The sequence below is a fragment of the Microbacterium sp. SORGH_AS_0862 genome (assembly GCF_030818795.1).
Taxonomy (GTDB): Bacteria; Actinomycetota; Actinomycetes; order Actinomycetales; family Microbacteriaceae; genus Microbacterium.
Genome location: NZ_JAUTAY010000001.1, coordinates 2,309,266 through 2,335,220, shown reverse-complemented (window position 1 = coordinate 2,335,220; position 25,955 = coordinate 2,309,266). Strand labels below are relative to the sequence as shown.

Here is a 25,955-nt window from a genome sequence, read left to right as displayed (position 1 = left end):
TGTGTCGTCCCGATGACGGGCACGGCGAAAGAATGCAGACTTCAACTGCACGCTCAAGTGTACGGCATGGCACACGAGGGCGCGAACGCGCTCACCCCGGGAGGCACGGCGAGAAGACGGCGATGACCACCGCAGGACCGTCGGAGGCGAGGGTCACGGTGACTCCGTCCTCCGAGATCCAGCCCTGTCCTTCCGCTCCGGGATCGGCGTCGGCGAGAGGTCGCCACACGTCGGGATCCAGGCTCTCGCCGAGATCGTCGCGCACGCCCTCCGCCTCGGTGACGTCAGCGGCGACCGCCAGCACCCCGGTCGCCGTCAGCACGACCTGCTCGGTGTCGGCGGGCCGGGAACACGCCTGGGTGCGCGGTGCCGCGGTCTCGAGCGTGCGCAGAACCTGGGGATCCACCGCCGACGCCTGAGCGACGAGATCGTCGAACACCTCGTTCATCCGGCGATCCGCCGCATCCGCATCCACCGACGAGCACGCGGTCAGCGCGAGCACGGCGAGCAACGAGACGGCGGCGAGGCCCGAACGCATCCTCACGGTCGCACCACCTCGAGCACCTCGTAGTCCGCGGCCACGGGCTCCGTGACCTGGACGCCGAGCGACGCGAGATGATCCAGCAGCCACCCGTCGTACCAGCCCTCGACGTCGCACGGCGAGGAGGTGTCGACGTAGTCGGATGCCGGGATGCCGTGGACGTACACGGCACGACAACTCGCGTCGGCCTCCAGCTCGGGGCCGTACTGGTCGTCGGTGACCCCGGCGCGATCGGCTGCGAGGAAGGCCGGGTAGTAGTTCTGGTACTGGTACCAGTGCATGGCCTCGTGCACGAACACGGGCCACACGGACGCTTCCATGCCCGGATCCCACGCGATGAACAGCCAGCCCGGATAACGGGTGGAGTAGCAGCCACCGACGACGATCTCGTACCCCGTGCGCTCGGAGAGGTGGTAGCCGCAGTTCTCGTCCCCGGCGTCGAACGCGACCTGAACACGGTCCGCGCCGATCGACGAGAGGAACGCGCGCCCGTCCGGGTCCGGCCCGGGCATCGCCCGCCCGCCGGGGTTCGGCACGGCCAGCAGCGGCGCGTCGGTTCCCGTCTTCCACTGCTCCACCTGCGCGTGCTCGTCGTCCCAGGCACGACGATCGCTCTCATAGCGGGCCGTCGCCTGCTGGGTGGCGGTCACCTTGTCTGAGGCGGCGGCGAACGTGTCGGCGATCGCCGACTCCTGCTCCGGGCTCAGCACCCGCGACGCGAGCAACCATTCCCGTTGCTGCCAGATGAGCCACGCGCCGCCCGTACCGGCCGCGAGCAGAAGGGTGAGGACGAGGCTCAGCGAGAGGCCGATGATCCAGCCCGCGCCGCGACTGCGGCGTCTCGGCGCAGCGGGCGCGATGGTCTGCGGGAGGACGGGCGGTGATCCGGCCGTCGGCGGGGCCGGATCGAACGTCACGCCATCGCCCCTTCGACGGGATCGGCTGCTCGCCGCTCGAAGGCGCGTCCGGTGGTGACCGAGGGCGTGATGCGCACCAGGACGTCTTTGACGGTCGGCGCCCAGGGCGCCGAGGCGAGGGCTTCGAGAGCCGCGATCTCGTCGGAATGGTCGACGGCCGCCGCGGTCCCCCGCACGACGACGCTCCACGCATCGTGCGCGCTGTGGTCGTCGACCTCGAACAGCACCTCGTCACGGGCGGTGAGCTCGAGCAGCTTGGTGCCCGGCGCGGTGCGGAACAGGATGCTGCGTCCATCGAGCGCGTAGCCGACGGGGAACACGTCGATGCGCTCACCGATGCTGGTCACCAGGCGGCCGACCTCTTGCGTTGCGAGCAGGCGCCACATCGCCTCCTCGTCCAGCACCCGTACCCCGTCCGCCTGCGTCGTGTCGCTCATGAGCCCATCCTGGCCCAACCGGCCCCCGCGCGCACGGGATCGTTCTCTCCCCAGGCGCTCAGGTGCGCTCGCGCTCCCGGAGTACGCTGAATCGGTCGCCGCCCACCACCCGATGGGCGGCGCTGCGACGAGGTTCGAGGAGCGACGGTGAACGAGGTGCCGGCCCCCCAGCAGTTCCAGGTGGATCTTCGCGGGGTGATCGACCTGCTCAGCCGGCACATCTACTCGAGCCCGCGCGTCTTCCTGCGCGAGCTCCTGCAGAACGCCGTCGACGCGATCGCCGCGCGTCGCGCGCTGGACGGCGGCGGCGGCCGCATCCGCATCACTCCGGCAGGGCTGGAAGCAGCCGAGTTCATCATCCGCGACGACGGCATCGGGCTCACCGAGAGCGAGGTCGCCGATCTGCTGGCGACGGTGGGGCGCAGCTCCAAGCGCGACATCTTCGACCTTCCCCGCAGCGACTTCCTCGGTCAGTTCGGGATCGGGATGCTGTCGTGCTTCATGGTGTGCGACACCATCGTGATCCGGTCGCGAAGCGCCGCCGGAGGGCCTGCTGTCGAGTGGGTCGGGCGCTCGGATGGAACCTTCGCCGTGCAGCCTTTCGACGGCGAGATCCCGATCGGCACGAGCGTGCACCTGACCCCCCGCGTCGACAGCGCGGCCCTGCTCACGGGCTCCACCGTGCGCGAGCTCGCCGAGACGTTCGGCCGCTACCTGCCGGTCTCGGTCGTCGTGGACCTGCCCGGCGGCGGCGAGATCACCGTGACCGAGCCCGCCCCCTTCCTCGACGGCGACCCCGAGGCGCGACTGGCGTACGGCCGCGAGCTGATCGGCGTCGAGCCGCTGGACGCGATCGAGCTGACGGTCGCCGCGACCCAGACCCGCGGCATCGCCTACGTGCTGCCCTTCGCTCCACCGCCCTCGGCACGCCAGAGCACACGCGTGTACCTGCGACGGATGCTGTTGGCCGAGCGCGCCGACGACCTGCTCCCCGACTGGGCGTTCTTCGCGCGGGCGGTCATCGACTCGGGCGGGCTGCATCCGACCGCCAGCCGGGAAGCGCTCGTCGACGACGATGCGCTCGAGCAGACCCGCGGCGAGATCGGCGATGCGATCCGGCGCTGGATCCTGGAGCTGGCGTTGCGCGAGCCGGCACGGCTCGCGCAGTTCGTCGCCGTCCACGAGGTCGCCCTGAAATCGCTCGTCCGCCACGACGACGAGCTGGCCCGCTTCATCGTGCGCTGGCTCTCTGTGGAGACCACCGCGGGGCGCGTGCGGATCGAGGAGCTCGTGCGCCGCTCGCCCGAGGTGCGCTACGCCGAGACCGTCGACGAGTTCCGTCAGCTGGCGAGCATCGTGCCGCCGGGAACGCTTCTGGTCGACGGCGGCTACCTCTACGACGCCGAGCTGATCCGCCTGCTGCCCGAGATCTTCCCCGAGGTCACCGTGGAGCGTGTCGAGGTCGGCGCCGAGATGGACCGGCTCGATCTGCCGCCGCTCGACGACCGCAACGCCGCCCTCGATCTCGAGCGCCGCGCTCGCGCGGCCCTCGGCGACGTCGACGTCTCGGTGCGCTCGTTCGAGCGTCGCGAGCTGCCCGGCCTGTTCGTCGCGGATCCGCAGGCGCTCCGGGCGCTCGACCGGGGACGCGCCCGCGGCGCCGCCGGGGCGCTGTGGTCGGGCGTCCTCGACCGCGCCGAGAAGGCCGTCTCCGGAGCGGACGCGGATGTCGCACCGCCCGCCGCCAGGCTGTGCCTGAACTGGGGCAACCCGACCGTCCGCGCCCTCGCCGCGGCCGGCGACACCGCGGTCTTCGACAGCGGCATCCGTCTGCTGCACGTGCAATCGCTGCTCGCCGGCCATCACCCGCTCAGCCCGCGCGATCGCGCCGTGATGAGCACCTCGCTCGCGGAGCTGCTCGACCGAGCGCTCGCCGCCACCCCCGACCCGGAAGGAGCATCATGACCGGCTACGCGACCCGCATCCGATCGCTGTTCGACGAGATCGACCGGACGCCCTGGGGGCCCGGCGAGAGGGCATTGGTCGCCCAGGCGGTGGCACTGGCGCAGGAAAGCGGCGACGAGCGCCTCGAGTACGAGGCGCGGATGCGGCAGACCGCCAGCGCCAACATGGGCGGCGACACGGATCTGATGCTCACCTCGTTCGCGTGGTGCCTGGGTCACCACGACGCCGACCCCGAGCGCTTCCCCGCCGAGCTGGAGCCCGCGGGCGACCTCATGTGGCACTACAAGTGGATGGCCGGCGCCCTCCGGGGCTCCCCCGAGTTCTCGTCCGAGCAGATCACGGCCGTGCTCGATGACATGCAGACCCACTACGAGCGGGCCGGTCACGGAATGAGCGGCGTGCTGATGGCGCGCTTCGAGGACGCGTGGTCGGCGGGACGCATCGACGAGGCCGGCGAGCTGCGGCGTCGTCTCGAGGCGACGCCCCGCGACGAGTACAGCCACTGCGACGCCTGCACCCGCAGCCAGTTCGCGGGGTTCTTCGCGGAGACCGGTGATGAAACGGAGGCGATCCGTCTCGTCGAGGAGCTCGTCGAAGGCGGCTTCACGTGCGGCGAGGAACCCGAGCACGCCCTCGCCCGCTCCCTCATGCCCTACCTGCACGCCGGGCGCCCGGATGAGGCACGGGCCGCGCATCTGCGCAGCTACCGTCTCGCGAAGGACAACGCCGACAACCTCTCGATCGTCGCGAAGAACATCGTCTTCTGCGCCGTCACGGGCAACGAGGCACGCGCACTGGCGCTCGTCGAGCGGCATCTGCCGTGGCTCACCCACGACGGGCTGAACGCCAGTGCGCATCTGGAGGCCCTCGCGGCCTTCGCCGTCGCGCTGGATGCGGTCGCTGCCGCCGGTCACCCCGATGCGGCTGTGCGCGGATCCGACGCCGAGGCGCTCGTCCCCCTGATCGGCGCGCACGACGGCGTCTGGCCGGCTGCCGAGCTCGCCACGAGGATGTGGGCCGCCGCCGAGAGCATCGCCCGGGCCTTCGACGCTCGGAACGCGACCGACGCGCAGACCGTCTGGCTCGCCGGACAGCGCGCGGTCGGCGCCGAGCGCTACGAGGTGCCGATCAGCTCCCACGACTTCGCCGCCCGGTCCTCCGCGCCCGCTCCCCGCACCCCCGCGGAGCGCGTCGAGCGGGCACTGACCCTGCACCAGCTGGGCTCGATCGCCTCCCTCGAGGCGATCGGCGAGGCGCTGGGCGACGCGGACGTCGAGCAGCGGGTTTCGCTCACGCACGGGCTGCTCGCCGTGCTCGTCGCGCTCGATCACCTCGACGAGGCGGAGGCCGCACTGCCGACGAGACTCGCCGCGCTCCGCGCGGCAGGACGCGTCGCACAGGCGGAGCTGGAGGAGGAGCTGGGGCTCCTCCTCTACGGTGCCGAGGCCGACGACGCGCCTGAGACCCTCCGGCGCGCGCTCGACGAGCGGCGCGACGCTCCCGCCGAGGTGCGCGCGGACCTCCTCGCCACGATCGCCTTCCTCCGACTCAAGGACCAGACGGCGACCGAGCCCGACGATCGTCGACGCACCGCGGAGATGTTCGCCGAGGCGGCGGCGCTGTTCGCCGAGGCGGGCGAGGTCGGCCCCTCCCACTCGCAGCGCTGGATGCAGGCGGACATGACGGCGGCGGCCGGCGACCTGCCCGAGGCCATGGCCCTGCTGGAGGCTCTCCTCGCGGAAGACGGCCTCAGCGATGCGCGTCGTGCGCGGGCACTGCTGCTGCGCGCCCGCACCCGCGGCGGGCTGACCGAGTATGCGGCCGGTGCCGCCGACGCCGACGAGGCCGCACGCATCCATCTGCTTGCCGGAGCAGACGACCGGCTCGTGAGCGATGTCTTCTTCCTCGCGGGCGCGCTCCACGAGGATGCGGGCGCCATGGGCGAGGCGGTCTCCCGATACCGTGTCGCCACCGAACGGCGGGAGGCCACGGGCGCCCCCGCGACGGATCTGCGCTTCCGGCTCGGCCGCGCCCTGCTGGGTGCCGGGTTCGGCGAGGAGGCCATCGAGGTGCTCGATCAGGTGCTGCAGGAGGAGACGGCCGCGGAGGAGCCCGCCGGCTCCCGCGCGATCACCGTCGGGCTGCTGACCCGTGCGTTCGAGCAGGCGGGACAGTTCGGCAACGCGCTGGGCGGCTGGGAGTTCGCCGCGCAGCTGCACGAGGAGGCGGACGAGCCCGCTGCGCGTGCGTACGCCCTCAAGGAGCACGGACGTCTGCTCGGTCGCTTCGGCGAGATCGACGACGCGATCGACTCGTTGACGCAGTCCGTGGAGCTCGTGCGCGGGGACGAGGAGCAGGTCGGTCTGCTGGCCGACGGCCTCCACACGCTCGCGCAGGCGCACCAGCAGCGCGGCGACCTCGACCAGGTGTTCGCCCTGCTGGACGAGGCGGTCGAGCTCGGCCGCGCGAACGACGCGGCGTGGTTCGTCGCCGATGTCCTCGACACGCGTGCACGGGCTCTCGCCGCCGCCGAGCGCACCGACGACGCCGTGGCCACCGCACTGCAGGCGGCCGACGGCTTCGTCCAGGCCGGCGACACGACCTCGGCCGGCCGCTCCGAGTTCGTCGCCGCACGCATCCTGATGGGCGCGGAGCGCCCCGCGGATGCGGTCCCCCTCTACCGCGCCGCGCTCGAGCACGCCGGCGACGACGAGGCACTGCGTCAGACCGCCGCCCTCGAGCTCGGTGACGTGTTGGAGAGCCTCGGCCGGCCGGCCGAGGCGGCAGAGATCCGCTCGACGCTCCCGGCATGACGATGGCGGGGGGCGAGATCCTCGCCCCCGCCATCGTTCCGGCTCAGTCGGCGATGCGGATGAGCTTCTTGTTGACGAACTCGTCCGCCGCCAGCAGACCCATCTCGCGGCCGGTACCGGACCGCTTGACGCCACCGAACGGCAACTCGGGGGAATCGGCGAGCACGCAGTTGACGTAGACCATGCCGGCCTCGATCCGATCCGCCACACGCTCCGCCTGTGCGGGGTCCGTCGTGTAGACATAGGAGCCGAGCCCGAAGCTCGTGTCGTTCGCCACCCGCACCGCGTCGTCCTCCCCTGAGACGCGGTAGACCACGCCGGCGGGGCCGAAGAGCTCCTCGCGGTAGACGTCCATCTCGGGCGTGACATCCGTGAGCACGGTGGGCGTGTAGAACGCGCCGTCACGGGTGCCACCGGTCACGAGACGCGCGCCCTGCGCGACGGCGGTGTCGACCTGCGCCTCGAGCCGCTCGGCGGCCGCGAGAGAGGAGAGGGGCCCGAGCAGGGTCTCCTCGGCGAAGGGATCGCCCACGGGCGTCGCGGCCATCGCAGCGGTGAACTTCTCGAGGAAGGCGTCGTACAGCTCGTCGACCACGATGAAGCGCTTGGGCGCGTTGCACGACTGCCCGTTGTTGTCCATGCGCGCCTCGACGGCGGCGGCGACCGTGGCGTCCAGATCCGGGGTGGAGAGCACGATGAACGGGTCGGATCCGCCGAGCTCCAGTGCGACCTTCTTGAGGTTGCGACCGGCGATCTCCGCAACGGCGGCGCCGGCGCGCTCCGAGCCGGTGACCGACACCCCCTGCACCCGCGGGTCGGCGATGACGGCCGCCGCCTGGTCGTTGCTCGCGTAGAGGTTCAGGTACGCGCCGTCCGGCAGACCCGCATCCCGGTAGATCGCCTCGATGGCCGCCGAGGACTCCGGACACTGCGGGGCGTGCTTGAGGAGGATGGTGTTGCCGAGCACCAGGTTCGGGGCCGCGAAGCGGGCGACCTGGTAGTACGGGAAGTTCCACGGCATGATGCCCAGAAGCACCCCGAGGGACGTCGGGCGGATCACGGCAGAGCCCTCGCCGAGGATGTCGATCGGCCGGTCCGCCGTGATCTGCTCGGCGTGGTCGGCGTAGAACTCGGTGATGTCGGCGGCGAAGTCCACTTCGGCCAGCGCCGCGGCCAGGGGCTTGCCCATCTCGCGCACGGCGATGGCTGCGAGCTCGTCACGACGTTCGCGGTGCAGCTCGGCGGCTCGCCGCACGAGAGCGGCCCGTTCGGCGACGGGCATGTCGCGCCAGCGGCGGTAGGCGCGCTCGGACTGGGTGAGCTTCTGCTCGAGTTCCGCATCGCTGAGGGCGGGGTAGGTGGCCAGCTGCTCACCGGTGGCCGGGTTCACGACCGCGTATTCGCTGCTCATTCGTCCTCCTTGGTTGTGGTCTCAGTCTGCCGTCACCGCCGGCGGCGGCGCAGGCTCTCGGGCGCATCCAGGCTCAGCGTGCGCCCGCGGAAGAAGTCGGGGCGCTTGACCGCCTGCCAGATCATGATCACGACGCCCAACAGGATGACGGTGACCCCCAGCACGAACACGAGTCCCAGGCCGAAGATCTGCGAGCCCGATCCGTACTCGGGGTCCATCGAATCGACCAGCGTCGTCACGAACAGCACCGCGAGGATCACCCCTCCCACGAGCGGGAAGAGGAACGTGAAGACGAAGGCGCGCACCGAGTCGAACCACTGCTTACGGAAATACCAGACGCACGCGAAGGCCGTCAGACCGTAGTAGAAGCAGATCATCATCCCGAGCGCGGTGATGGTGTCCCACAGGACGTTCTCGCTGACGAAGCGCATGACGGCGTAGAACACCGAGGCGACGACGGAGGCGACGATCGTCGCGAAACCCGGCGTGAAGAACCGCGGGCTGACCTTTGCGAAACGCTCCGGCAGAGCGCCGTAGTGCCCCATGGCCAGCAGGGTGCGCGCCGGTGACACGAACGTCGACTGCAGTGACGAGGCGGAGCTGGTGAGCACCGCGAGCGACACGAGCGCAGCGAGCGGTCCGAGCACGGGGCCGGACAGGTGGAAGAACACGTTGTCCTGGATGTCGGGGTTGCCGAGGCCGAACTCCCCCGTGCCGACACCGGCGAACATGATGAGCGACACGGCGAGCAGCAGATAGAGCGCGACGATCACCAGCACCGTGATGGTCGCCGCCCGTCCCGGCGTCTTGTCGGGGTCCTTGGTCTCCTCGTTCATGGTGAGGGTGACGTCCCAGCCCCAGAAGATGAAGATCGACAGGGAGAGGCCGGCCGCGAAGGAGCTGAACGAAGAGACGGCGAACGGGTCGAACCACGACCAGTCGAACGGCGTCGCATCGAACCCGTTGCCGTTCACCGTCTCGATGATCGCGGCGACCGCGAAGACGACCAGCACGACGACCTGGAATCCGACCAGCACGTACTGCAGCTTCTGCGTCGTCTGCATGTCGCGGTACGAGACGAAGGTCGCCGCCGCCATGAACGCGAGACACACCAGGACGTTCACCCCCGGTTGCGCCGCGATGTCGGCGATCGAGGGGTTCTGGGTGATCTGGGCGATCAGCAGGAACAGGAAGTCGACGGCGATTCCGGCGAGATTGGAGAGCACGAGGATGGTGGCGGCGACCAGGCCCCACCCGGCCATCCATCCGATCCACGGACCGAAGGCGCGCGTGGCCCACGTGAACGAGGTGCCGGAGTCGGGCATGCGCCGGTTCAGCTCGCGGTAGCCGAACGCCACCAGCAGCATCGGGATGAAGCCGACCAGGATGATCGCCGGTACCTGCACGCCCACCGCCGAGACCGTGGGCCCCAGCGCCGCGGTCAGTGTGTAGGCGGGCGCGATGCAGGAGATGCCGATGACGACGGCGCCGATCAGGCCCACCGTTCCCGCGGACAGCCCCTTCTTGGAGAGTCCGCCGGTTTCGGCGGCCACGGCCTGCGATTCGGGTGCACTCATCATCGACCCCCTTCTGCGTTGCGGGTGCGTGGCACCACGATCATGGGAACGGGCAGCATGTGCAGCATCTTCGCCGCCGTCGAGCCCAGGAACAGACGCCGCGGCTGCGCGAGCCGGCTCGAGCCGACCATCGCGATCTCACCGGGCAGCCATTCGATCTGCGACACCGCATCCTCGATGTCGGCGCCCTGCGCGCTGACGACTTGGGCCACGGCACCTTCGGCGAGCGACGCGCGCGCCTGGGCGAGCACCGTCTCGGCGTGCGTCGCCTCGGTGAGCCGGATGACGCCGGTGTCGACTCCCGCCGGCAGATCGACCGTCGCGAGCGACAGCAGCCGCAGGGGTGCACCGGACGCGGTGGCGAGGCCCGCAGCCTCGGCCAGGAGCACGTCGCCTCCCGGCCGTGTGCCGATCGCGGCGGTGACCCGCTCGATGCCCAGGGATGCGGCGACCTCGCGGGCGCCCTCCGGAGCGAGCACGACGGGGACGTCGGAGGAGTGCACGAGCTCGTTCGCGACGGTGCCGAGACGGTGGCGCCCGCGGAGCCCGCCGTTCGCGGCGCCGACCACGATCATGCCGGCTCCGAACTCGGCGGCGGCGGCGATGAGGCCCTCGGCGAACGACTCGCCGTAGCGCACGTGACGACCGTGGGCGACGGCGTCCTCGAGGGACGCGGAGGCGCGGGCCAGCCACTCCCGCGCCCGCTCCCGGACGAGCCGGTCGTACCCCGCGTCGGGCGGCGTGATGACCGAGCGCTCCCCCGGCAGCACCATCACGATCTCCAGCACCGACCCGATCGCCCCCGCGAGCCGTGCTCCCAGGGCGAGCGCGTCGGCGCCCGCATCCGTCGCGGTGTAGCCGACGACCACCGGCGCGGCCATCAGCGCAGCTCCTCGAGGATCTCGGATGCGGCGCGGTGCCCCATGCGGATCGCGCCGTCGACGTGCTGGTAGCCGGCGCCGGCCATGTCGCTGCAGGCCAGATGGATGGGGCCGACCGCCGTGCGCAGGTCGGCGCCGTAGCGGTGGAGGCCGCCCAGGTCGAAACTCGCCGCGTATGCGCCGCGGGTCCATTCCTCGCTGCCCCAGTCGCTCTCGTAGTAGACGATCGGATTCTTGGCCTCGGGACCGTAGTAGTGCGACAGCGATTCGAGGATGCGCTCCTTGCGCTCGGCGGCGTCGAGACGGAACAGATCGTCGGCGTTGCGGTCGGAGACGAAGCCCACCAGCGTGCCGCGCTCGTCGCCGTGGTTCGTGTTGTCGTAGGCCTCGTGTGAGAGCTCGTACGGGCTGAACGCCGTGCCCGACAGACCCTGCTCCCGCCAGAACGGCCGGTCGTACACGGCGTGCACCTTGATGACGAAGCCCATCGAGATGTGCTGGTGCATCTGCTGCTGCAGCCGGGGCAGCGGCGGCACGAAGGAGATGCGGGGGTACAGCACGGGTGCGAGGGCGAGGATGGCGCGTCGCGCGCGGACCGTGACGGATGCGGCCTCGGCCACGACGCCGCCCTCGTCCCAGGTGAGCGAGCGCACCGGTTGATCCAGCAGGACGTCCTCGCCCAGGCGCTCCGCGAGCAGCAGCGGCACCTGCTGGAGTCCGCCCACGACGCGCTTGTCGAGGATGAAGTCCGCGTCGACGAGGTGCGAGTAACTGCCGGCGCTGGCCGCCATGAGCAGCGACTGCAGGAGGGAGAAGGCGTGCGTCGGCTTGGTGAGCATCGCCGAGCCGGTGGCGAAGGCGAGGTTGCGCACGGCCTCGTCGTCGTCGGTCTGCGAACGCAGCCACCCGTCCCACGAGATGGTGTCCCACTCGGCGGCCTTGGGGTGCGCCCACGGACGGTCGGGATCGACCTCGGCGACCATCGCGTCGAGGTCTGCGGTGATGCGTTCGATCTCGGCGGCCGTGTCGGAAGCCACCGGGAAGACGTCTCCCGTGAACCGCGTCACCGCGCCGTCGGGGCCGACGTAGACGCTGTCGCCCTCGCGATAGCGCGAGAAGGTGGAGAGCCCGAGCTCCGCGACCGTGTCGATGAGCGCCTGCTGGTCGGGCGAGATCCACTGGCCGCCGATCTCGAGCATCGCGCCCTCGATCGTGTCGGTCCACAGACGCCCGCCGACGCGATCGCGCGCCTCGAGCACGGCGACCGACAGACCGGCCTTGCGGAGGTCGTTCGCGGCGGTCAGCCCGGCGGCTCCCGCGCCGATGACGACGACGTCCCTGATGATCTCGGTGGTGCTCATCTCACTCCTTCGTGGTGCTCGGGTGTTGTGTCTCAGACGGCGGCGAGGGATGCGGCGAGGACGTCGAGTCCCTCGCCGAGGAGGTCGTCGTCGATGGAGAGGGGCGGCAGGAAACGGATCACGTTGCCGTAGGTGCCGCAGGTCAGCAGGATCACGCCCTCGGCGATGGCCGCCTTCGCCACGGCGGCCGCGAGCGCCGCATCCGGAGCCCCCGTCTCCGGGTCGACGAACTCCGCCGCGACCATCGCGCCCCGGCCGCGGACGTCGCCGACGCGCGGGTCCGCCTGCTGGAGCGCCTCGAGGCGGGCGGTGAGGATCGCGCCGATCTCGCGTGCTCGTTCGACGAGGCCCTCGTGCTCGTACGCGTCGATCGCCGCGAGCGCGGCGGCGCAGGCGATCGGGTTGCCGCCGTAGGTGCCGCCGAGCCCGCCGGCGTGCGAGGCGTCCATGATCTCCGCCCGACCGGTGACGGCGGCGAGCGGCAGTCCGCCCGCGAGGCCCTTGGCTGTCGTGACGAGGTCTGGCACGATCCCGAACCCGTCGCTCGCGAACATCTCGCCGGTGCGGGCGAAGCCCGTCTGCACCTCGTCCGCGATGAAGACGACGTCGTTCGCGCGGCACCAGTCCACGAGGGCTCTGAGGAACCCGTCCGCCGGGACGATGAAACCGCCCTCGCCCTGGATGGGCTCGATGACGAGGGCCGCGAGGTTGTCGGCGCCGACCTGCTTCTCGATCATCGAGATCGCGCGCGCGGCCGCATCCGCTCCGCCGAGGCCGTCGCGGAAGGGGTACGACAGCGGCGCGCGGTAGATCTCTCCGGCGAAGGGTCCGAAGCCGCTCTTGTAGGGCATCGCCTTCGCGGTGAGGGCCATCGTGAGGTTCGTGCGGCCGTGGTAGCCGTGATCGAAGGCGACGACCGCGGGCTTGCCGGTGTACTTGCGGGCGATCTTGACGGCGTTCTCGACGGCCTCGGCACCGGAGTTGAACAGCGCGGTGCGCTTCTCATGGTCTCCCGGGGTGAGCCGGTTCAACGCCTCGGCGACCGCGACGTACGAGTCGTAGGGCGAGATCATGAAGCAGGTGTGCGTGAACTGGGCCGCCTGCGCCTGCACGGCCGCCACGACGCCGGGATGCGCGTTGCCGACGGAGGTGACCGCGATGCCGGAACCGAGGTCGATGAGCGAGTTGCAGTCGGCGTCGACGACCACGCCGCCGCCCGCGGCCACCGCCTGGATGGGCACCGTGTGACCGACGCCCGCGGGAACCGCTGCGGCCTTCCGCGCGAGGAGCTCCTGCGAGCGCGGGCCGGGGATGGCGGTGACGAGGCGCCGCTCCTGCGGCAGCGAGGGTCCGCCCAGGGGCGTGGTGGTGACGTCGGCGATGCTCATGGCCGCGAGCGTAGGGCGAACGCGGAGCGCGCTGCACTCGCCTGCCCGTACACGTGCACGCACGACATGCGCCACGATGTACAACATGAGTACGTCCCTCGGCGACAGCCCCACCCTCGGCTCCCTCCTCGCCCGGCGGGATCTGGACCTGCGTGCGGCGGGAGAGTTCGACGCCGCCACGCTGGCGGCGCGGGTGCAGGGCGTCCACAGCTCGGACCTCGCCGATCCGACGCCGTTCCTGGCGGAGGGGCTCGTGCTGCTCACGACCGGCACGCAGTTCCTCGGCTCCGACGACGATTCGCCCGACTTCGATGCCTACGTCGCGCGACTCCGAGGCCGCGGCATCACCGCGCTCGGATTCGGCACCGAGGTGGTCCGCGAGGGCATCCCCCGCGGACTGGATGCGGCCTGCCGCGCCTACGGGCTTCCCCTGTTCGAGGTGCCCTATCGCACCCCGTTCATCGCCGTCGCCCGCGCCAACGCGCAGGCCATCGCCGCCGAGGAGTACGCGAGGCGCAGCTGGGCGCTCGCCGCGGGGCGCGCGCTCTCGCTGGCGGCGCTGCGTGCCGACGGGCTCGCAGCGACCCTGGACGAGCTCGCGCGACAGCTGGGCGGCTGGGTCGGCTTGTTCGATGCCGCCGGAGCCCTGACCCACGAGCATCCGGCAGGGTCTCTGGATGCGGCGACGCGCGACGACCTGCGCGACGAGGTGTCGGCACTGCTTCGCCGCGGAGCCCGGGCGGGATCCTCGCTGCACATCGGCTCGACCCCGTTCCACGTGCAGACCCTCGGCCGCGGCGGACGTCTGCGCGGCGCGATCGCGGTGTCGGCCGAGGTATTCGACCGCGAGGCGCGCGGGGTCGTCACGACGGCCGTCGCGATGGCGGGGCTCGCGCTGGAGCAGCGACAGACCCTCGCCCAGGCAACGACCCTGCTCCGCTCCGGCCTCGCCGAGGCGCTGCTGACCGGCGACGGCGCGCTCGTGCGGCGCGTGTCGAAGCCACTGTGGGGCTCGCTCGGCACGGGGCCGATCGCGATCGGTCTGACGGATGCCGAGGCCGCCCGCCGCGAGGACGTCCTCCAGTGGCTCGAGAGCGCCGTCGCCGCCCGCGGCGGCTCGTTGTTCTTCGGCCGGATCGAGGACGGACTGCTGCTGGCGGCACCCGTGGGCGACGGGGTGTTCGCCGAGCTCGCCGCGAAGCTCGGCCTGCGGGTGGGCGTCTCCGCTCCCGCGACGCTCGACACGGCTCCGGTGGGCCTCGCGCAGGCGCGGGTGGCCCGAGAGCGGGCTTCGGCGGGGTCGCTCGCGGCGTTCGCGGACGTGCGCGGCGGTCTGCTCTCGGTCCTGGACGACGAGCGCGTCGGCGCGATCGCCCGCGCGGAGCTGGAGCCGCTGCTGCGCCACGACGCCGAGCACGCGACCGCCCTCGTGACCACCCTCGACGCGTGGCTCGCAGCGGACACCGCCCACGAGGCCGCCGCCCGGGCGCTCGGCGTGCATCGGCACACCGTGCGGGCTCGTCTCGCGCTCACCGAGCGGGTGCTCGGCGTGGACCTCTCCTCCTTCGCGGTGCGCGCGCAGCTCTGGCTCGCCCTCCGCGCCCTGGACTGAGCGGCCGCATCGCTCGGCGACCCGGGGCCCGGCTCAGCCGCAGCCGCAGCTGGCGCGCACGACGAGCGCCGGTGCGAACACCGCGTCGAAGGGCGAACCGTCCTCGGGCAGCGGGCCGGCCGTTCCCGCGAGGATGCGGGCGGCTGCGCGCCCCATCGCCTCCATCGGCTGACGCACGGTGGTGAGCGCCGGCGTGCTCAGCCGCCCGGCGAGGATCCCGTCGAACCCGGTGACGATGACGTCCTCGGGAACGCGGAAGCCCAGCTCGCGCACCACGTCCATGGCCGCCAGCGCGTTCTGGTCCGTGGAGCACACGAGCGCCCGCGGCATCCGTCCGGCCTCGGCGAGCGTGTGCAGCTGCTCGGCCATCCGATCGGGCCCGCGCACGGTCGCGTCGACCGGTTCGTCCTCCGAGGCGATCCCCGCCTGGAGGAGGCTCTCCCGGTACTGGGCGAAGCGTTCCTCACCGTCCCAGGAGTCCAATCGTCCGACGAACGCGAACGAGCGCACGCCGTGCACCGTGAGCAGGTGCGTCATCACCTCGCGCATCCCCTGCGTGTTGTCGACGCGCACGCGATGATGCCCGTCGGCAGCGGGCGCTGCGGAGAAGAGCACGATCGGTATGGACGAGGAGAACCGCGACAGCACAGCCGCCGATCCCTCCGACGGGAAGATCGCAAGCCCGTCCACACGCCCCGCCGTGTCCGCCACCGACACATCGCTGTCGGAGCCGCTGCTGAGCATGACGGGCCTGCCCATCACCCAGCACTCCAGCGCGAATCCGCGCTGGACCTCGTCGACGTACAGCGGGAACGCCCTCGGATCGGCCAGCAGCTCGTCGTCGGTCTCCGCCCAGGGAATGATCCGCGGGCCCTCGAGATCGGGGCTGTGCAGATCGCGCAGCGCCCGCGCCCGCGCCGCCGGCTCGTGGGCCCGCTCGAGCATCAGGTCGAACGCGTGCAGGCCCAGGATGCCGGTGCGCCCGCGCGCGAGCCCTCGCGCCGAAGCGCTCGGCGCGTAGCCGAGCCGCCTCGCGGCCTCCAGCACGCGCTCGCGCGTCGCCTCGCTGAGCTGCTCGGGGCGGCGGAAGGCGAACGAGACGGAGGCGATGGACACACCCGCCTCCTGGGCCACGTCGTAGACGGTCGTGCGGCGCGTCCGCGGGCGTTCACTCACGCGTGCGACATCCTTCCCTGCGACAGAGGCCGTGCGTGCTCTAGGCGAGTCGCAGCCCGTGACGCACCGGGAACAGCGGATCCCCGGTATCCGACGGTACATCCTCCCTCGACGCCCGCACGGCGTCCATCGAGCGCGGCAGCTCGACCGGCAGCCGTCCCTCGGGCCGCACCCGCCCGGTCAGCGCGTCGATCACCGCGCGGGGAGAGCTGCCGTAGTCGACGACGATGGCCGCCGCATCCGCCACGAACGGGGTGAGGATCGCGGGGCGGTCGATCGTGACCACGAGAACCAGCGGGCACTGGCGCGCGATCTGCTGGAGGCGGTAGACGAGCCCCGGCGGGAAGTCGAGCGAGCCCTGATGGAACCACGCCTCCAGGAACAGATCGTCGCGCGCATCGAACGGCGCCTTGATCCGAACGATCGCGAGATCGGCGGATGCGGGGTCGGCGACGGTCGTTCCGAGCTCGGCGACATCCGCGTCGGCGAACCCCTCGACGTACAGCGCCTGTACCGGCCGCAGCGGGAGCGTCGCGTCCTCGGCGCCCTCGCGGTTCAGCAGCACGGTCAGCGAGCGGGCCTGCGCGCGCTCGCCGGCGGCGCGGAAGTCCGCGTTGCCCACGATCCGTTCGGCCGCGTCCACGTCGACGTACGGATCGTCGAACAGGCCGAGGGCGAACTTGACCCGGAGCAGGCGACGCGCGGACTCGTCGATGCGCTGCTCGCTCACGCGACCCGAGCGCACGAGCTCCAGCAGCAGTTCGACGCACTCCTCGCCACCGAACTGGTCGGCGCCCGCATCCAGGATCTTCGCCATCCGCTCGACCGGGGTGAGCGTCTCGACTCCCCACGCCCGGGCCGGCAGCACCTGGTCGCCGACGTGGTTGTCGTTCACGAGCTCCCAGTCGGTCACGACGACACCGTCGTAGCCGAGCTCGCCGCGCAGCAGGTCGGTGACGATCTGCCGGTTGTAGCCGAACCCCACCTCCTCGATCGACTCTCCGCCGCGCTCGAGGCCCACCGGCATCCCGTAGTACGGCATCATCCCGGCCGTTCCGCGCCGGATCGCCTCGCGGAACGGCTCGAGGTGGTACTCGAACATGCCGCCCGGGTAGACCTGCTCCCGGCCATACGGGAAGTGGGCGTCCTCGCCGTCCTTCTGCGGGCCGCCTCCCGGGAAGTGCTTGGTCGTGCAGGCGACGCTGTCCGGACCCAGCCGATCGCCCTGAAAGCCCTGCAGGTAGGCGGCGGTGAACTCGGCCACGCGCTCTGCGTCCTGACCCAGCGTCTGCGCCTGACGCCCCCACCGCGGCTCGGTCGCCAGATCGATCTGCGGGTGCAGCGCCGCCCGGATGCCGACGGCCACGTACTCCTGCCGTGCGATGTCGGCGAAGGCGCGCACCGTGTCGACGTCGTCGATGGCTGCGAGACCCAGTCCCTCCGGCCATTGCGAGAACGGGCCGGCCGAGAAGGCCACCCCCGTGTTCTCCACGAACGCGTGGCGCGGATCGGTGCTGATCGTCACGGGAATGCCGTGCGGCGTCTTCTCCGCGAGCGACTGGAGGGCGTTGTTCCACGTGGCCGCCTGCCGCGCGGTGCGGATGGCGTGCACGTTGAAGTGGTTCATGTGCTTGTCGCGCACGACGGTCGTGGTCGGCGATTTGGAGATGCGTCCCGGTTGCTCGAGGAGCTCGCCGTCCTCGCCGACCTCGATGACCGTCTGGAACATGAGTCCGCACTTCTCCTCGAGGCTCAGCCGCTCGAGCAGGTCCTCCGTGCGCTCCTCGGGCGACAGGCGCGGATCCTCGTAGGGATCCATCACGCCGTTGCCGTTCAGGTCGCGGTAGCGGGTGCCGTCGGGGGCGGTCGAGAAGGTCGCGGACATGGGGGCCTTTCTGGGGTGCGTGTCGACGGCGCTCACTTGAGCCCCGTCGTCGCGACGCCCTGGATGAAGTAGCGCTGCAGGAACACGAACAGGAGGATGATCGGGGCGATCACCAGCACGGAGCCCGCGAGCAGCAGGCCGTAGTCGGTCGCGTTCTGCCCCGTCGCGTAGAGCGAGATGGCGACGGGAAGGGTGTACATGTCCTCGCTTTGGGCGGCCACGAGCGGCCACAGGAAGTTGTTCCACGATGCGAGGAAGGTGAGGATGCCGAGCGTCGCCAGCGGCGGTCCGCACAGCGGCATCACGACACGGGCGAAGATGCGCAGCTCTCCCGCACCGTCGATGCGCGCGGCTTCGAGCAGTTCGTCGGGGATGCCGAGCATGAACTGCCGCATGAGGAACACGCCCAACGGGGTCGTGACGAACGGCAGGATCAGCGCGGCATAGCTGCTGGTGAGACCGAAGGAGGACACCATCACGAACAGCGGCACGAAGGTCACGATGCCCGGCACCATGAGCGTGATGAGCACGACGGCGAACAGCACCCTCTTGCCGGGGAAGTCCATCTTCGCCAGCGCGTAGCCGACCATGGAGCAGAACACGAGGTTGCCGAGGACGGTCAGCAGCGCCACGACGATGCTGTTCGTGAAGAACCGGCCGATGTCGAGGGGCCCGAACCACTGGGCGAAGTTCTCCCAGGTGATCTGCTGCGGGAGCCAGGTGGGCGGGCGCTGCAGGATCTCGCCCTGTGTCTTGACGGAACCGAGCAGCATCCACACGAACGGCAGGACCCACACGATGAGGCCCGCGACCAGCACGGTGTAGGTGAGGGCACGGCCGGTGAGCGCGCGACGGGCGCGACGGGAGGCCATCGTCGTCGAGGTCATGATCTCCTCCTTCAATCCTTCGAGCGCAGCAGCCGGAACTGCACGAGGCTCACGAGCGCGATCGCGAGGAACAGGATGTAGCTCGCAGCGGATGCGGTGCCGTACTCGCCGAAGCCGAACTGTTTGAACGTGTAGTAGGCGACCGACAGGGTCGAGTCGAGCGGTCCGCCCTGCGTCATCACGAAGGCTTCCTCGAAGAACTGCAGGAAGCCGACCGAGATGAGAACGGCGCCCAGCAGGAGGGTCGGACGCAGCAGCAGCAGGGTGATCGCGGTGAGGCGGCGCCAGGCGGAGGCCCCGTCCATGACCGCCGCCTCCTTGACGTCGGTCGGGATGGCCTGGAGGCCCGCGAGGAAGATCACCATGAGCGTTCCGACGTTGCGCCAGACGGCCATCGCGATGAGCGAGGGGAGGGCCCAGGTGGTGTCGTTGAGCCAGTCGGGACCCTGGATGCCGACGACGGCGAGCGCCGCGTTCAGCAGACCCTCGGGCTGCAGGATGTATCGCCACACGACCGAGACGGCGACGATGCTCGTGACAACAGGCGCGTAGAAGCCCACCCGGAGGAACGCGACGATCCGACCACCGCCGGAGTTCAGCGCCAGGGCCAGCGCGAGCGCCACGGCCATGGTCACCGGGATGCCGATCACGACGAAGGTCGCGGTGACACCCGCCGACTTGAGGAAGGTGGGGTCTCCCAGCACGGCCAGGTACTGGTCGAGACCGACGAAGTTCACCGCGAAAGGCGAGCGGATGTCCTGCGCGCGGAAGTCGGTGAACGACATCGCGAACGAGCCGACGATCGGCACGACCATGAAAGCGGCGAAGACGAGGACGAACGGCGAGCGCGAAGCCCCACGCGATCAGGCCCTGACGCCTGCGACGGCTCGACCGGCGGCCACCGCCGGCGCGACCGGAGCCGGCCAGGCCCGCTCCGGTCGCGGCCAGTGATGTCTGCGTCATGGGATCAGCCCAGCCCCACGGCGTCGGCCTTGCTCTGAAGCTCCTTCATCGCGTCTGCCGGGCTCATGGTTCCCAGCCGTATCTTCTCGAGCACGGCGTCTCCCGCCGCGGCCACCTTCACCCAGGTCGTCGTCGCCGGGACGGACTTCGCGGTCTCGAGCTGCGTGCCGAAGGCTGCGAGCGTCGGCTGCGAGGCGAGCGCGTCGTCCTGCCACGCCGCCTGGACGGCGGGAAGGTCACCGGTCTGGTCGTACCAGCGGGCCTGCGTCTCGGGATCGCTCAGCCACTGGGCGAGCTTCCATGCGGAGTGCGCGTTGTCGGAGTCGTCGAAGACGACGAGGTTCGAGCCGCCGCTGAACGATGTCGAGGACTCCTTCGTCGGGAGCACGGCCGTCGTGAACTTTGAGGAGAAGTCCGCACCGCCGAGCTTCTCGAGCGAGCCGATCATGAAGGGGCCGTCGATGAGCATCGGGGTGCGGCCGGCGACGAAGTCCGCCTCCTGCGCCCCCGACGAACGGTCTGCCGACGGATTCGCGAGTCCGTCCGTGAAGAAGCTCTGGTAATACTCGTACGCCTCGACCATCTCCGGGGTGTCGAGTGTCCATGCCGACCCGTCCTCGAGGGAGGCGCCGTTGGACCAGGGCATCCAGAGCGTGCCCTGGAAGGAGTCGTTTCCGGCGGGCAGGCGGATGCCGTACTCCGCTCCCGCCTTGGACTTCATGTCGGCGGCCATCTGGCTGAGCTCGTCCCACGTCGTGGGAGCGCTCGTCCAACCGGCCTGCTCGGCCATGTCGGTGCGGTAGTAGAGCACACGCGTGTCGACGTACCACGGCACGCCCGCCGCGCGATCTCCGACCTTGTTGGACTCGACCGCGCCCGGGAAGGAACCCGAGGTGTCGAGATCGGTGGGGACGGTCTGGAAGGCATCGGCGAAATCGGCCATCCAGGTCGAGCCCATCATCGCGATGTCGGGGGTGTTGCCGCTCGCGATCGCGGTCTGGAACTTGCTGTACGCGGAGTCCCACGGGATCGCGGTGACATCGACCTCGACACCCGGATTCGCCTCTTCGAACGTCTTGACGAAGTCGGGAAGCGCCTCGCCCTCGGCGCCCATCGCCCACATCGTGATCTTGCCCGTCGCGGGCTCGTTCCCGATGGTCGAGGCTTCCTGTGACGTCGTTCCCGCATCATCCGCCCGGCCGCATCCCGCCAGGCTGAGGGCGGCGACGGCGAGCAGCGCAGCGGCGCCGAGCCGAACATGTTTCATGGTTCCTCCTTGAACGAGACACACCTGATGGCGTCGTCACTACGGTACTTAAGCGCTTAAATTGTAGCAACCCCCCATCGATGGAGGCGTGGACATGACCTCAGAGCGGCCGCAGGTAGCCGCGGACGAACTCGTCGAAGAGCGCCCGCATGTCGACCTCTTCGTCGAGCAGGAACTGCTGCTGCAGCCCGTCCATCACGGCGCTGATGATCCGGCCGGCCCTGGCGGGATCGACATCGGAGCGGATCTCCCCCGCGGCCTGCCCCGCTGCGATGATCCGCTCGGCGGATGCGGCCGAGTCGCGATAGCGGTCGACGAACTCCCCGTGCGCGGGGTGGGCGGGATCGATCGCGTCCGCGGCCACCGTCGTGTACAGCGCGGAGAGGCCGCGCGGCGCGCTCTGGTTGTAGGCGACCACATCCGCGCTCTGTTCGATGAGCCTGTGCTCGGCCGGATCCCCGACCGCCGCTCGGATGCGCTCGTCGCGCTGGCGGAGGACCTCGACGAAGAGCTCCTCCTTGCTGGAGAAGTGATGCAACAGCCCCGCGGGAGTCATCCCCACGCCCCGGGCGATCGCCCGCAGGGAACCCGCGTCGAACCCGCTGCGGGCGAACACGACGAGGGCCTCCTCGACGATCTGCTGACGACGGACCTGACCCTTCGCATAGCTGCCACGCTTGCCGCGCGACGGGGAGGAGGCGGCCTCCTCCCCGTTCGCCTCGTCGGGTGTGCTCACCGCATCCCTCTCGTCATCGACCGTCCGGATCGCCCCAGCTCGAGCCGAACACCTGCGCCTGCATCGCGGGGCGCAGCCTGTTCTCCATGCCGCGGTCCACGACGTAGTCCTTGAGGCTATCGCCGGTCAGCTCATTGCCGATGGCGGCCATGATCATCGACTGATCCAGCGACAGATAGCGCTCGGCGATCGTGCCGCTGTGCACCGCGACCGCGTCGTAGAAGCCGCCGGGGCCGTACGCGCCGAGGTCGTCCTCGATGCCCGAGAGGTTCTTGAGGGCGCCCTCACGGTCGTAGGGCAGCGCGAGGAAGCTCGCGTGCGGAGTCACCACTCCGTCACCGAACTGCGGATCGGGGTTGGTGCCCACCGAGCAGCCGGGCCGGTCGATGTCGACGTCCGTCTTCTCGCGATCGGAGGTGTAGCCGTCCGAGCGCATCCCCGCGAGGTCGACGCCGTATTCGGCATAGCCGCCGAACGGATCACTGGCGGGCGAGAAGCCCCAGTAGCCGTAGCCGGCGTCCTGCCCGTGCCGCTCCTGAACAGCGACCGTGATCGGATGGTTCAGCCCCCACGAGCTCTCTCCCCATTCGGCCTCGGGGATCAGCAGATCGGGCATGAGCGCCTCGAACATGCTGCCTCCCCAGCTGGGGACGAAGCTCAGCCCGTCGTAGGAGTAGACCCCCTCCCAGACATCGAAGCCGTCGTAGGTGCGCGTGGTACCGGTGGGCAGCTGCTCCTGCCAGGCCCAGTCGCAGCCCGGCGGCATCGTGCGGTGCGTGCCGTACAGCGCGGTCGGCGGGATCTGCCCGTTCGCGATGCCCAGGTAGGTCGCGATGCGGCTCTCGCTCACGGTCGTGTCGTAGTGGTGGCACGTGTAGTACGCGGTCTCGCCCGAGCCGTTGTACATGGGCGCTTCGACACTGCAGCCCGTGGGCGGGGAGTCCCAGAACCCGCCGCGGTTCGTGCCGGCAGGCAGCCCCGCCGCACCCGCCGGATCGAAGAAGGCACCGAAGTCCATCGACCGGTACAGAGCGTTCGCCTGACGGGCCAGGCTCGGATCCGCTTCTCGCACGATGCGGAGGGATGCGGCCAGCCAGCCGTTGTCGACCGTCGACAGGAACGGCTCGACGGGATCGCCCGAGTCGGGCCAGGTCGTGAGCTTGGCACCGGTCGCCGGGTCGTACCAGTTGTAGAACATCCCACTGGCGTCGTTGCGCTCCAGCCGGTCGAGCGTCTCGAGGGTCGTCCGCATCCTCTCGCGCGCCTCCCGCCGGTCGATCAGCCCGATGTCGCGGGCGGTCACCGTCGACCACAGGTAGCCGCCGATGTTCGTCGGCGAGGTGTAGGCGCCCGCCGTCTGCAGCGCGCCGTCGATGTTGTCCGACGGGAGGCCGGTGTCCGGATCCGTCATCGCGACCAGCGATGCCCACGTGTCGGCGGCATAACGCTCCAACGTGCGGGTCTCGCTGTCGTCGTGGCCATGGCCGTTGCCCGTGGGCACCGCATCCGCCAGCGCGGGCGTCGCGGTCGTCACCGCCAGCACCGCAGCGGATGCAGCAGCCAGCACGAAACGGGTCGTCTTTCTCATCGTCGCTCTCCTCGTCGAAAGCGGCTCCGGGGGGAACCGAGTCCCAAAACCCTTACATGTGATCGGTTTTCGTTCAAGACCCCGAGCGCGGGGCGGCCTCATCCGCCGAACGAGCACCCGTTCACTCGGCGGGGTCCGCCAGGTTCTCCGAGAGGATCTCGAGCACCTGAGCGCGGATGCGGGGCGACCGCTCCCCCAGCTCGGCCGCGACGGCATCCACGAGCACCTCGCCGAAGACGGCGTGCACGGCGCGAGAGGTGTGCTCCAGCTCGTCGCGGAATGTCGCACCCGCGGGCGCCAGGACGAGGGAGAGGTCGGCGATCTCGGCCAGTGTCGAGGCGACGAACGAGGTGATGAGAAGAACGCCGGCGCCGGCGGCGTCGGCCGCGCGCGCGGCCCGCACACTCGCCTCGTTCGCCCCCGAGCCGCTGATCACGAGACAGACGTCGTCGCTCGTGAGCTGGCGTGCGGAGATCTGCTGCGCGATCGGGTCCGCGACGATCTCCGCGGGACGTCCGACCGCGGTCAGCCGCATCGCGAGATCGCTCGCGAGCGGCGACGACAGACCGTTGGCGACGACCAGCACCCGACGCGCGCGGGCGACGCGCGACACCGCGGCGGCGACCGCATCCTCGGTCAGGAGTCCGGCCGATCCGACGAGCGCCTGCGCCGCCCGGTCCATCGCGGTGCGCATGCGGCCAAGGACGCCCACGCCGTGATCGGTCGCCGCGTCCGGCTGCGCACCGAGCTCCGCGGCGAGCGCGACCCGCAGCTGGGGGTATCCGCGGTAGCCGAGGCGCTGACACGCCCGCACGACGGAGGAGCGCGCGACGCCCGCCCGGTCGGCGAGCTGCTGTGCGGTCAGCTCCACGACGACCTCCGGTTCCGACACGATGAGGTCGGCGACTCTTCTCTCGGTCGGTTGCAGGACGTTGCGCAGCGCGGCGATGCGCACGGTCGTGGCAGCGTCAGCGGACACGCGCACCCTCCATGATCCTGCGGCGGACCGCACCGCTGATGGCGTCGATCGTCATCGTCACCGCGATGACCACGATCAGCAGCATCCCCACCGTCGACCACTCACGGTACTGGGTGTAGGTGGTCAGCATGTCGCCGATTCCGCCCACGCCGATCAGGCCCAGCACGGCGGACGAGCGGACGTTGATCTCGAACCGGTAGAGCCAGAACGACAGGAACGCCGGGGTCGCCTGCGGCCACGCACCCCACCGCAGCACCTGCAGGGTGCTCCCGCCGGCGGCACGCGCCGCCTCGATCGGCCCTTGCGGCACCGCCTCGACCGCCTCGTATCCCCACTTGCCGAGCGTGCCGACGCCGTTGACCGCGAGAGCGAGAGCACCGGTGAGCGGCGTGAGCCCCGTCATGGACAGGATGATGATGGCGAAGATGATCTCCGGGACCGCACGGATGACGGAGAAGACGAGGCGAAGCGCGGAGCGCAGCCACGCCGGCCCGAAACCGCGGGAGGCCATCAGGCTCAGCGGCGTCGCGACGATCACGCCGAGCACGGTGCCCACCCAGGCCATCTCGACGCTGCGCCAGGTCTGCCAGAGCGCCTCGGGCAGTTTCGACCAGTCCGGGGCCGAGAACATGAGCCAGATGTAGCGCACGATCGCGGCGGGAAGCTCCCCCAGCCGCGACCACGTGATGTCGACCGACCAGAAGGCGGCGACGACGATCATCGTCACGGCGGCGCCGACCACGAGCGCGAGAGGTCGACGCGGTCGCTCAGGCAGCGCGAACGCGGGCGCGGTGCGCGCCGGCGAGGTGTCGACCGCGCTCATACGAGCCTCCGGCGGACGGCGGCGCTCAGGGCGTCGAGGAGGACGACGAGCACGAGGATCTCCAGGATGATGAGCGAGAGCTGGTCGTAGCGGTAATAGGTGCGCACCGCGTCGATGAGCAGGCCGAGCCCTCCGGCACCGACGAGTCCCAGCACCGACGAGGCGCGCACGTTGAGCTCGAACACGTAGAGAGTCTGGGCGACGAACGCCGGCCAGGTGTCCGGCAGCGCGAGGGTGCGGTTGATCTGCAGCTGGGTACCGCCGGCCGCACGGCCCGCCTCGATCGGGCCCGCATCCATCGCGTCGATCGACTCCGAGACGAGCTTGACGATGATCCCGACGTTGAAGAGCACGAGCGCGAGGATGCCGGGAAGCGCACCGACGCCGACCATCGCCACGAGCACCGCGGCCGACAGCAGGTCGGGAACGGCGCGCACGACGTTCAGCACGGTGCGCACGGCACCCCGGAGCCACGGCTGCGGGTTGGGTCGGGCGGGCGGCGAGGAAGCTGAGCGGGAGCGAGACGACGGCGCCGACGGCGGTGCCGATGACCGCCATCTGCAGCGTCTCCAGGAGCGGTCCGACGGTGCGCGGGAAGAACGACCAGTCGGGCTGGAGCAGCCCCAGGACCTTGCTCGCGCCGTGCTGCCAGTTGCGTGCGATGCCGCTGAGGTCGAAGTCGATCCCGACCACGGGCAGGCACATGAACACCGTGACCGCGGCGACGACGGCGGCGATCGCCCAGCCG

General features: G+C 70.7%; 20 protein-coding genes and 1 pseudogene. 3 read left to right on the top strand and 18 right to left on the bottom strand.

The features are described 5' to 3' along the window. Window positions 1-91 precede the first annotated feature (91 nt). Genes QE377_RS11385 through QE377_RS11375 form a run of 3 tightly spaced genes read right to left on the bottom strand, consistent with a single transcriptional unit; the run spans window position 92 to window position 1,895 of the window. Window positions 92-544, bottom strand: a complete 453-nt coding sequence (locus QE377_RS11385) for a hypothetical protein (RefSeq protein WP_307323143.1) — start codon at window positions 542-544, stop codon at window positions 92-94. After that, a complete protein-coding gene (locus tag QE377_RS11380) occupies window positions 541-1,458 on the bottom strand; it encodes a hypothetical protein (RefSeq protein ID WP_307323141.1) in 918 nt (305 codons plus the stop codon). The genes QE377_RS11385 and QE377_RS11380 overlap by 4 nt, the downstream gene beginning before the upstream one ends. Then, window positions 1,455-1,895, bottom strand: a complete 441-nt coding sequence (locus QE377_RS11375) for a pyridoxamine 5'-phosphate oxidase family protein (protein ID WP_307323138.1) — start codon at window positions 1,893-1,895, stop codon at window positions 1,455-1,457. Before QE377_RS11375 ends, QE377_RS11380 begins: the two co-directional genes overlap by 4 nt. A gap of 147 nt (window positions 1,896-2,042) precedes the next feature. Between QE377_RS11375 and QE377_RS11370 the strand changes: the two genes are divergently transcribed. Further along, on the top strand, window positions 2,043-3,860 hold the full coding sequence (locus QE377_RS11370; RefSeq protein ID WP_307323136.1) for an HSP90 family protein: 1,818 nt from the start codon (window positions 2,043-2,045) through the stop codon (window positions 3,858-3,860). Beyond that, on the top strand, window positions 3,857-6,673 hold the full coding sequence (locus QE377_RS11365) for a hypothetical protein (protein ID WP_307323134.1): 2,817 nt from the start codon (window positions 3,857-3,859) through the stop codon (window positions 6,671-6,673). Before QE377_RS11370 ends, QE377_RS11365 begins: the two co-directional genes overlap by 4 nt. Before the next feature lie 43 nt (window positions 6,674-6,716). Here QE377_RS11365 and QE377_RS11360 read toward each other — a convergent pair whose 3' ends face one another. The 5 genes from QE377_RS11360 to gabT are packed head-to-tail and all read right to left on the bottom strand — an operon-like array spanning window position 6,717 to window position 13,291. Beyond that, window positions 6,717-8,084: an NAD-dependent succinate-semialdehyde dehydrogenase gene (locus QE377_RS11360; protein ID WP_307323131.1), complete on the bottom strand. Its 1,368-nt coding sequence runs from the start codon at window positions 8,082-8,084 to the stop codon at window positions 6,717-6,719. Between the two features lie 32 nt (window positions 8,085-8,116). Then, a complete protein-coding gene (locus QE377_RS11355; RefSeq protein WP_307323129.1) occupies window positions 8,117-9,664 on the bottom strand; it encodes an APC family permease in 1,548 nt (515 codons plus the stop codon). Continuing rightward, the gene (locus QE377_RS11350) at window positions 9,661-10,542 is read right to left on the bottom strand and encodes a universal stress protein (RefSeq protein WP_307323127.1); all 882 of its coding nucleotides are present in this window, start codon (window positions 10,540-10,542) and stop codon (window positions 9,661-9,663) included. The genes QE377_RS11355 and QE377_RS11350 overlap by 4 nt, the downstream gene beginning before the upstream one ends. Continuing rightward, window positions 10,542-11,903: an NAD(P)/FAD-dependent oxidoreductase gene (locus tag QE377_RS11345; protein WP_307323125.1), complete on the bottom strand. Its 1,362-nt coding sequence runs from the start codon at window positions 11,901-11,903 to the stop codon at window positions 10,542-10,544. The genes QE377_RS11350 and QE377_RS11345 overlap by 1 nt, the downstream gene beginning before the upstream one ends. Window positions 11,904-11,935: 32 nt before the next feature. Then, window positions 11,936-13,291 (bottom strand): 4-aminobutyrate--2-oxoglutarate transaminase, encoded by a 1,356-nt coding sequence (gene gabT, locus QE377_RS11340; RefSeq protein ID WP_307323123.1) that lies wholly within the window; start codon window positions 13,289-13,291, stop codon window positions 11,936-11,938. 85 nt (window positions 13,292-13,376) lie between these two features. On the opposite strand from gabT, the gene QE377_RS11335 reads away from it, so the two are divergent. Further along, window positions 13,377-14,903, top strand: coding sequence for a PucR family transcriptional regulator (locus QE377_RS11335; protein ID WP_307323121.1), 1,527 nt, complete (start codon window positions 13,377-13,379; stop codon window positions 14,901-14,903). Window positions 14,904-14,936: 33 nt separating this feature from the next. Here the strand turns inward: QE377_RS11335 and QE377_RS11330 are convergent, their stop codons facing one another. The 10 genes and pseudogenes from QE377_RS11330 to QE377_RS11285 all read right to left on the bottom strand — a co-directional run bounded on the left by QE377_RS11330 (window position 14,937) and on the right by QE377_RS11285 (window position 25,665). Further along, window positions 14,937-16,079, bottom strand: a complete 1,143-nt coding sequence (locus tag QE377_RS11330; protein WP_307323119.1) for a LacI family DNA-binding transcriptional regulator — start codon at window positions 16,077-16,079, stop codon at window positions 14,937-14,939. A 40-nt stretch (window positions 16,080-16,119) separates the two neighbouring features. Further along, window positions 16,120-17,964, bottom strand: coding sequence for a glycoside hydrolase family 3 protein (locus tag QE377_RS11325; RefSeq protein ID WP_307323117.1), 1,845 nt, complete (start codon window positions 17,962-17,964; stop codon window positions 16,120-16,122). Between the two features lie 32 nt (window positions 17,965-17,996). Continuing rightward, window positions 17,997-18,851: a carbohydrate ABC transporter permease gene (locus QE377_RS11320; RefSeq protein ID WP_307323115.1), complete on the bottom strand. Its 855-nt coding sequence runs from the start codon at window positions 18,849-18,851 to the stop codon at window positions 17,997-17,999. Window positions 18,852-18,862: 11 nt separating this feature from the next. After that, a pseudogene (locus QE377_RS11315) lies at window positions 18,863-19,814 on the bottom strand (carbohydrate ABC transporter permease). A gap of 4 nt (window positions 19,815-19,818) precedes the next feature. Beyond that, window positions 19,819-21,081 carry a sugar ABC transporter substrate-binding protein gene (locus tag QE377_RS11310; protein ID WP_307323113.1) on the bottom strand — a complete coding sequence of 421 codons (1,263 nt, stop codon included), beginning with the start codon at window positions 21,079-21,081 and terminating at the stop codon, window positions 19,819-19,821. A 100-nt stretch (window positions 21,082-21,181) separates the two neighbouring features. Continuing rightward, window positions 21,182-21,817, bottom strand: a complete 636-nt coding sequence (locus QE377_RS11305; RefSeq protein ID WP_307323111.1) for a TetR/AcrR family transcriptional regulator — start codon at window positions 21,815-21,817, stop codon at window positions 21,182-21,184. A 13-nt stretch (window positions 21,818-21,830) separates the two neighbouring features. Next, a complete protein-coding gene (locus QE377_RS11300; protein WP_307323109.1) occupies window positions 21,831-23,405 on the bottom strand; it encodes a glucoamylase family protein in 1,575 nt (524 codons plus the stop codon). Between the two features lie 121 nt (window positions 23,406-23,526). Continuing rightward, window positions 23,527-24,384, bottom strand: a complete 858-nt coding sequence (locus QE377_RS11295; RefSeq protein ID WP_307323106.1) for a MurR/RpiR family transcriptional regulator — start codon at window positions 24,382-24,384, stop codon at window positions 23,527-23,529. Next, the gene (phnE, locus tag QE377_RS11290) at window positions 24,374-25,207 is read right to left on the bottom strand and encodes a phosphonate ABC transporter, permease protein PhnE (protein WP_307323105.1); all 834 of its coding nucleotides are present in this window, start codon (window positions 25,205-25,207) and stop codon (window positions 24,374-24,376) included. The genes QE377_RS11295 and phnE overlap by 11 nt, the downstream gene beginning before the upstream one ends. After that, complete coding sequence (locus QE377_RS11285) at window positions 25,204-25,665, bottom strand: ABC transporter permease (protein ID WP_307323103.1); 462 nt, start codon at window positions 25,663-25,665, stop codon at window positions 25,204-25,206. Before QE377_RS11285 ends, phnE begins: the two co-directional genes overlap by 4 nt. Between the last annotated feature and the right edge of the window lie 290 nt (window positions 25,666-25,955).

Excerpts from the sequence above, each read along its gene's own strand:
- QE377_RS11375 (WP_307323138.1), bottom strand. The coding sequence starts at position 1,895 with ATGAGCGACACGACGCAGGCGGACGGGGTACGGGTGCTGGACGAGGAG.
- QE377_RS11365 (WP_307323134.1), top strand. The coding sequence starts at position 3,857 with ATGACCGGCTACGCGACCCGCATCCGATCGCTGTTCGACGAGATCGAC.
- QE377_RS11360 (WP_307323131.1), bottom strand. The coding sequence starts at position 8,084 with ATGAGCAGCGAATACGCGGTCGTGAACCCGGCCACCGGTGAGCAGCTG.
- QE377_RS11355 (WP_307323129.1), bottom strand. The coding sequence starts at position 9,664 with ATGATGAGTGCACCCGAATCGCAGGCCGTGGCCGCCGAAACCGGCGGA.
- QE377_RS11350 (WP_307323127.1), bottom strand. The coding sequence starts at position 10,542 with ATGGCCGCGCCGGTGGTCGTCGGCTACACCGCGACGGATGCGGGCGCC.
- QE377_RS11345 (WP_307323125.1), bottom strand. The coding sequence starts at position 11,903 with ATGAGCACCACCGAGATCATCAGGGACGTCGTCGTCATCGGCGCGGGA.
- gabT (WP_307323123.1), bottom strand. The coding sequence starts at position 13,291 with ATGAGCATCGCCGACGTCACCACCACGCCCCTGGGCGGACCCTCGCTG.
- QE377_RS11335 (WP_307323121.1), top strand. The coding sequence starts at position 13,377 with ATGAGTACGTCCCTCGGCGACAGCCCCACCCTCGGCTCCCTCCTCGCC.
- QE377_RS11325 (WP_307323117.1), bottom strand. The coding sequence starts at position 17,964 with ATGTCCGCGACCTTCTCGACCGCCCCCGACGGCACCCGCTACCGCGAC.
- QE377_RS11320 (WP_307323115.1), bottom strand. The coding sequence starts at position 18,851 with ATGACCTCGACGACGATGGCCTCCCGTCGCGCCCGTCGCGCGCTCACC.
- QE377_RS11310 (WP_307323113.1), bottom strand. The coding sequence starts at position 21,081 with ATGAAACATGTTCGGCTCGGCGCCGCTGCGCTGCTCGCCGTCGCCGCC.
- QE377_RS11300 (WP_307323109.1), bottom strand. The coding sequence starts at position 23,405 with ATGAGAAAGACGACCCGTTTCGTGCTGGCTGCTGCATCCGCTGCGGTG.
- phnE (WP_307323105.1), bottom strand. The coding sequence starts at position 25,207 with ATGAGCGCGGTCGACACCTCGCCGGCGCGCACCGCGCCCGCGTTCGCG.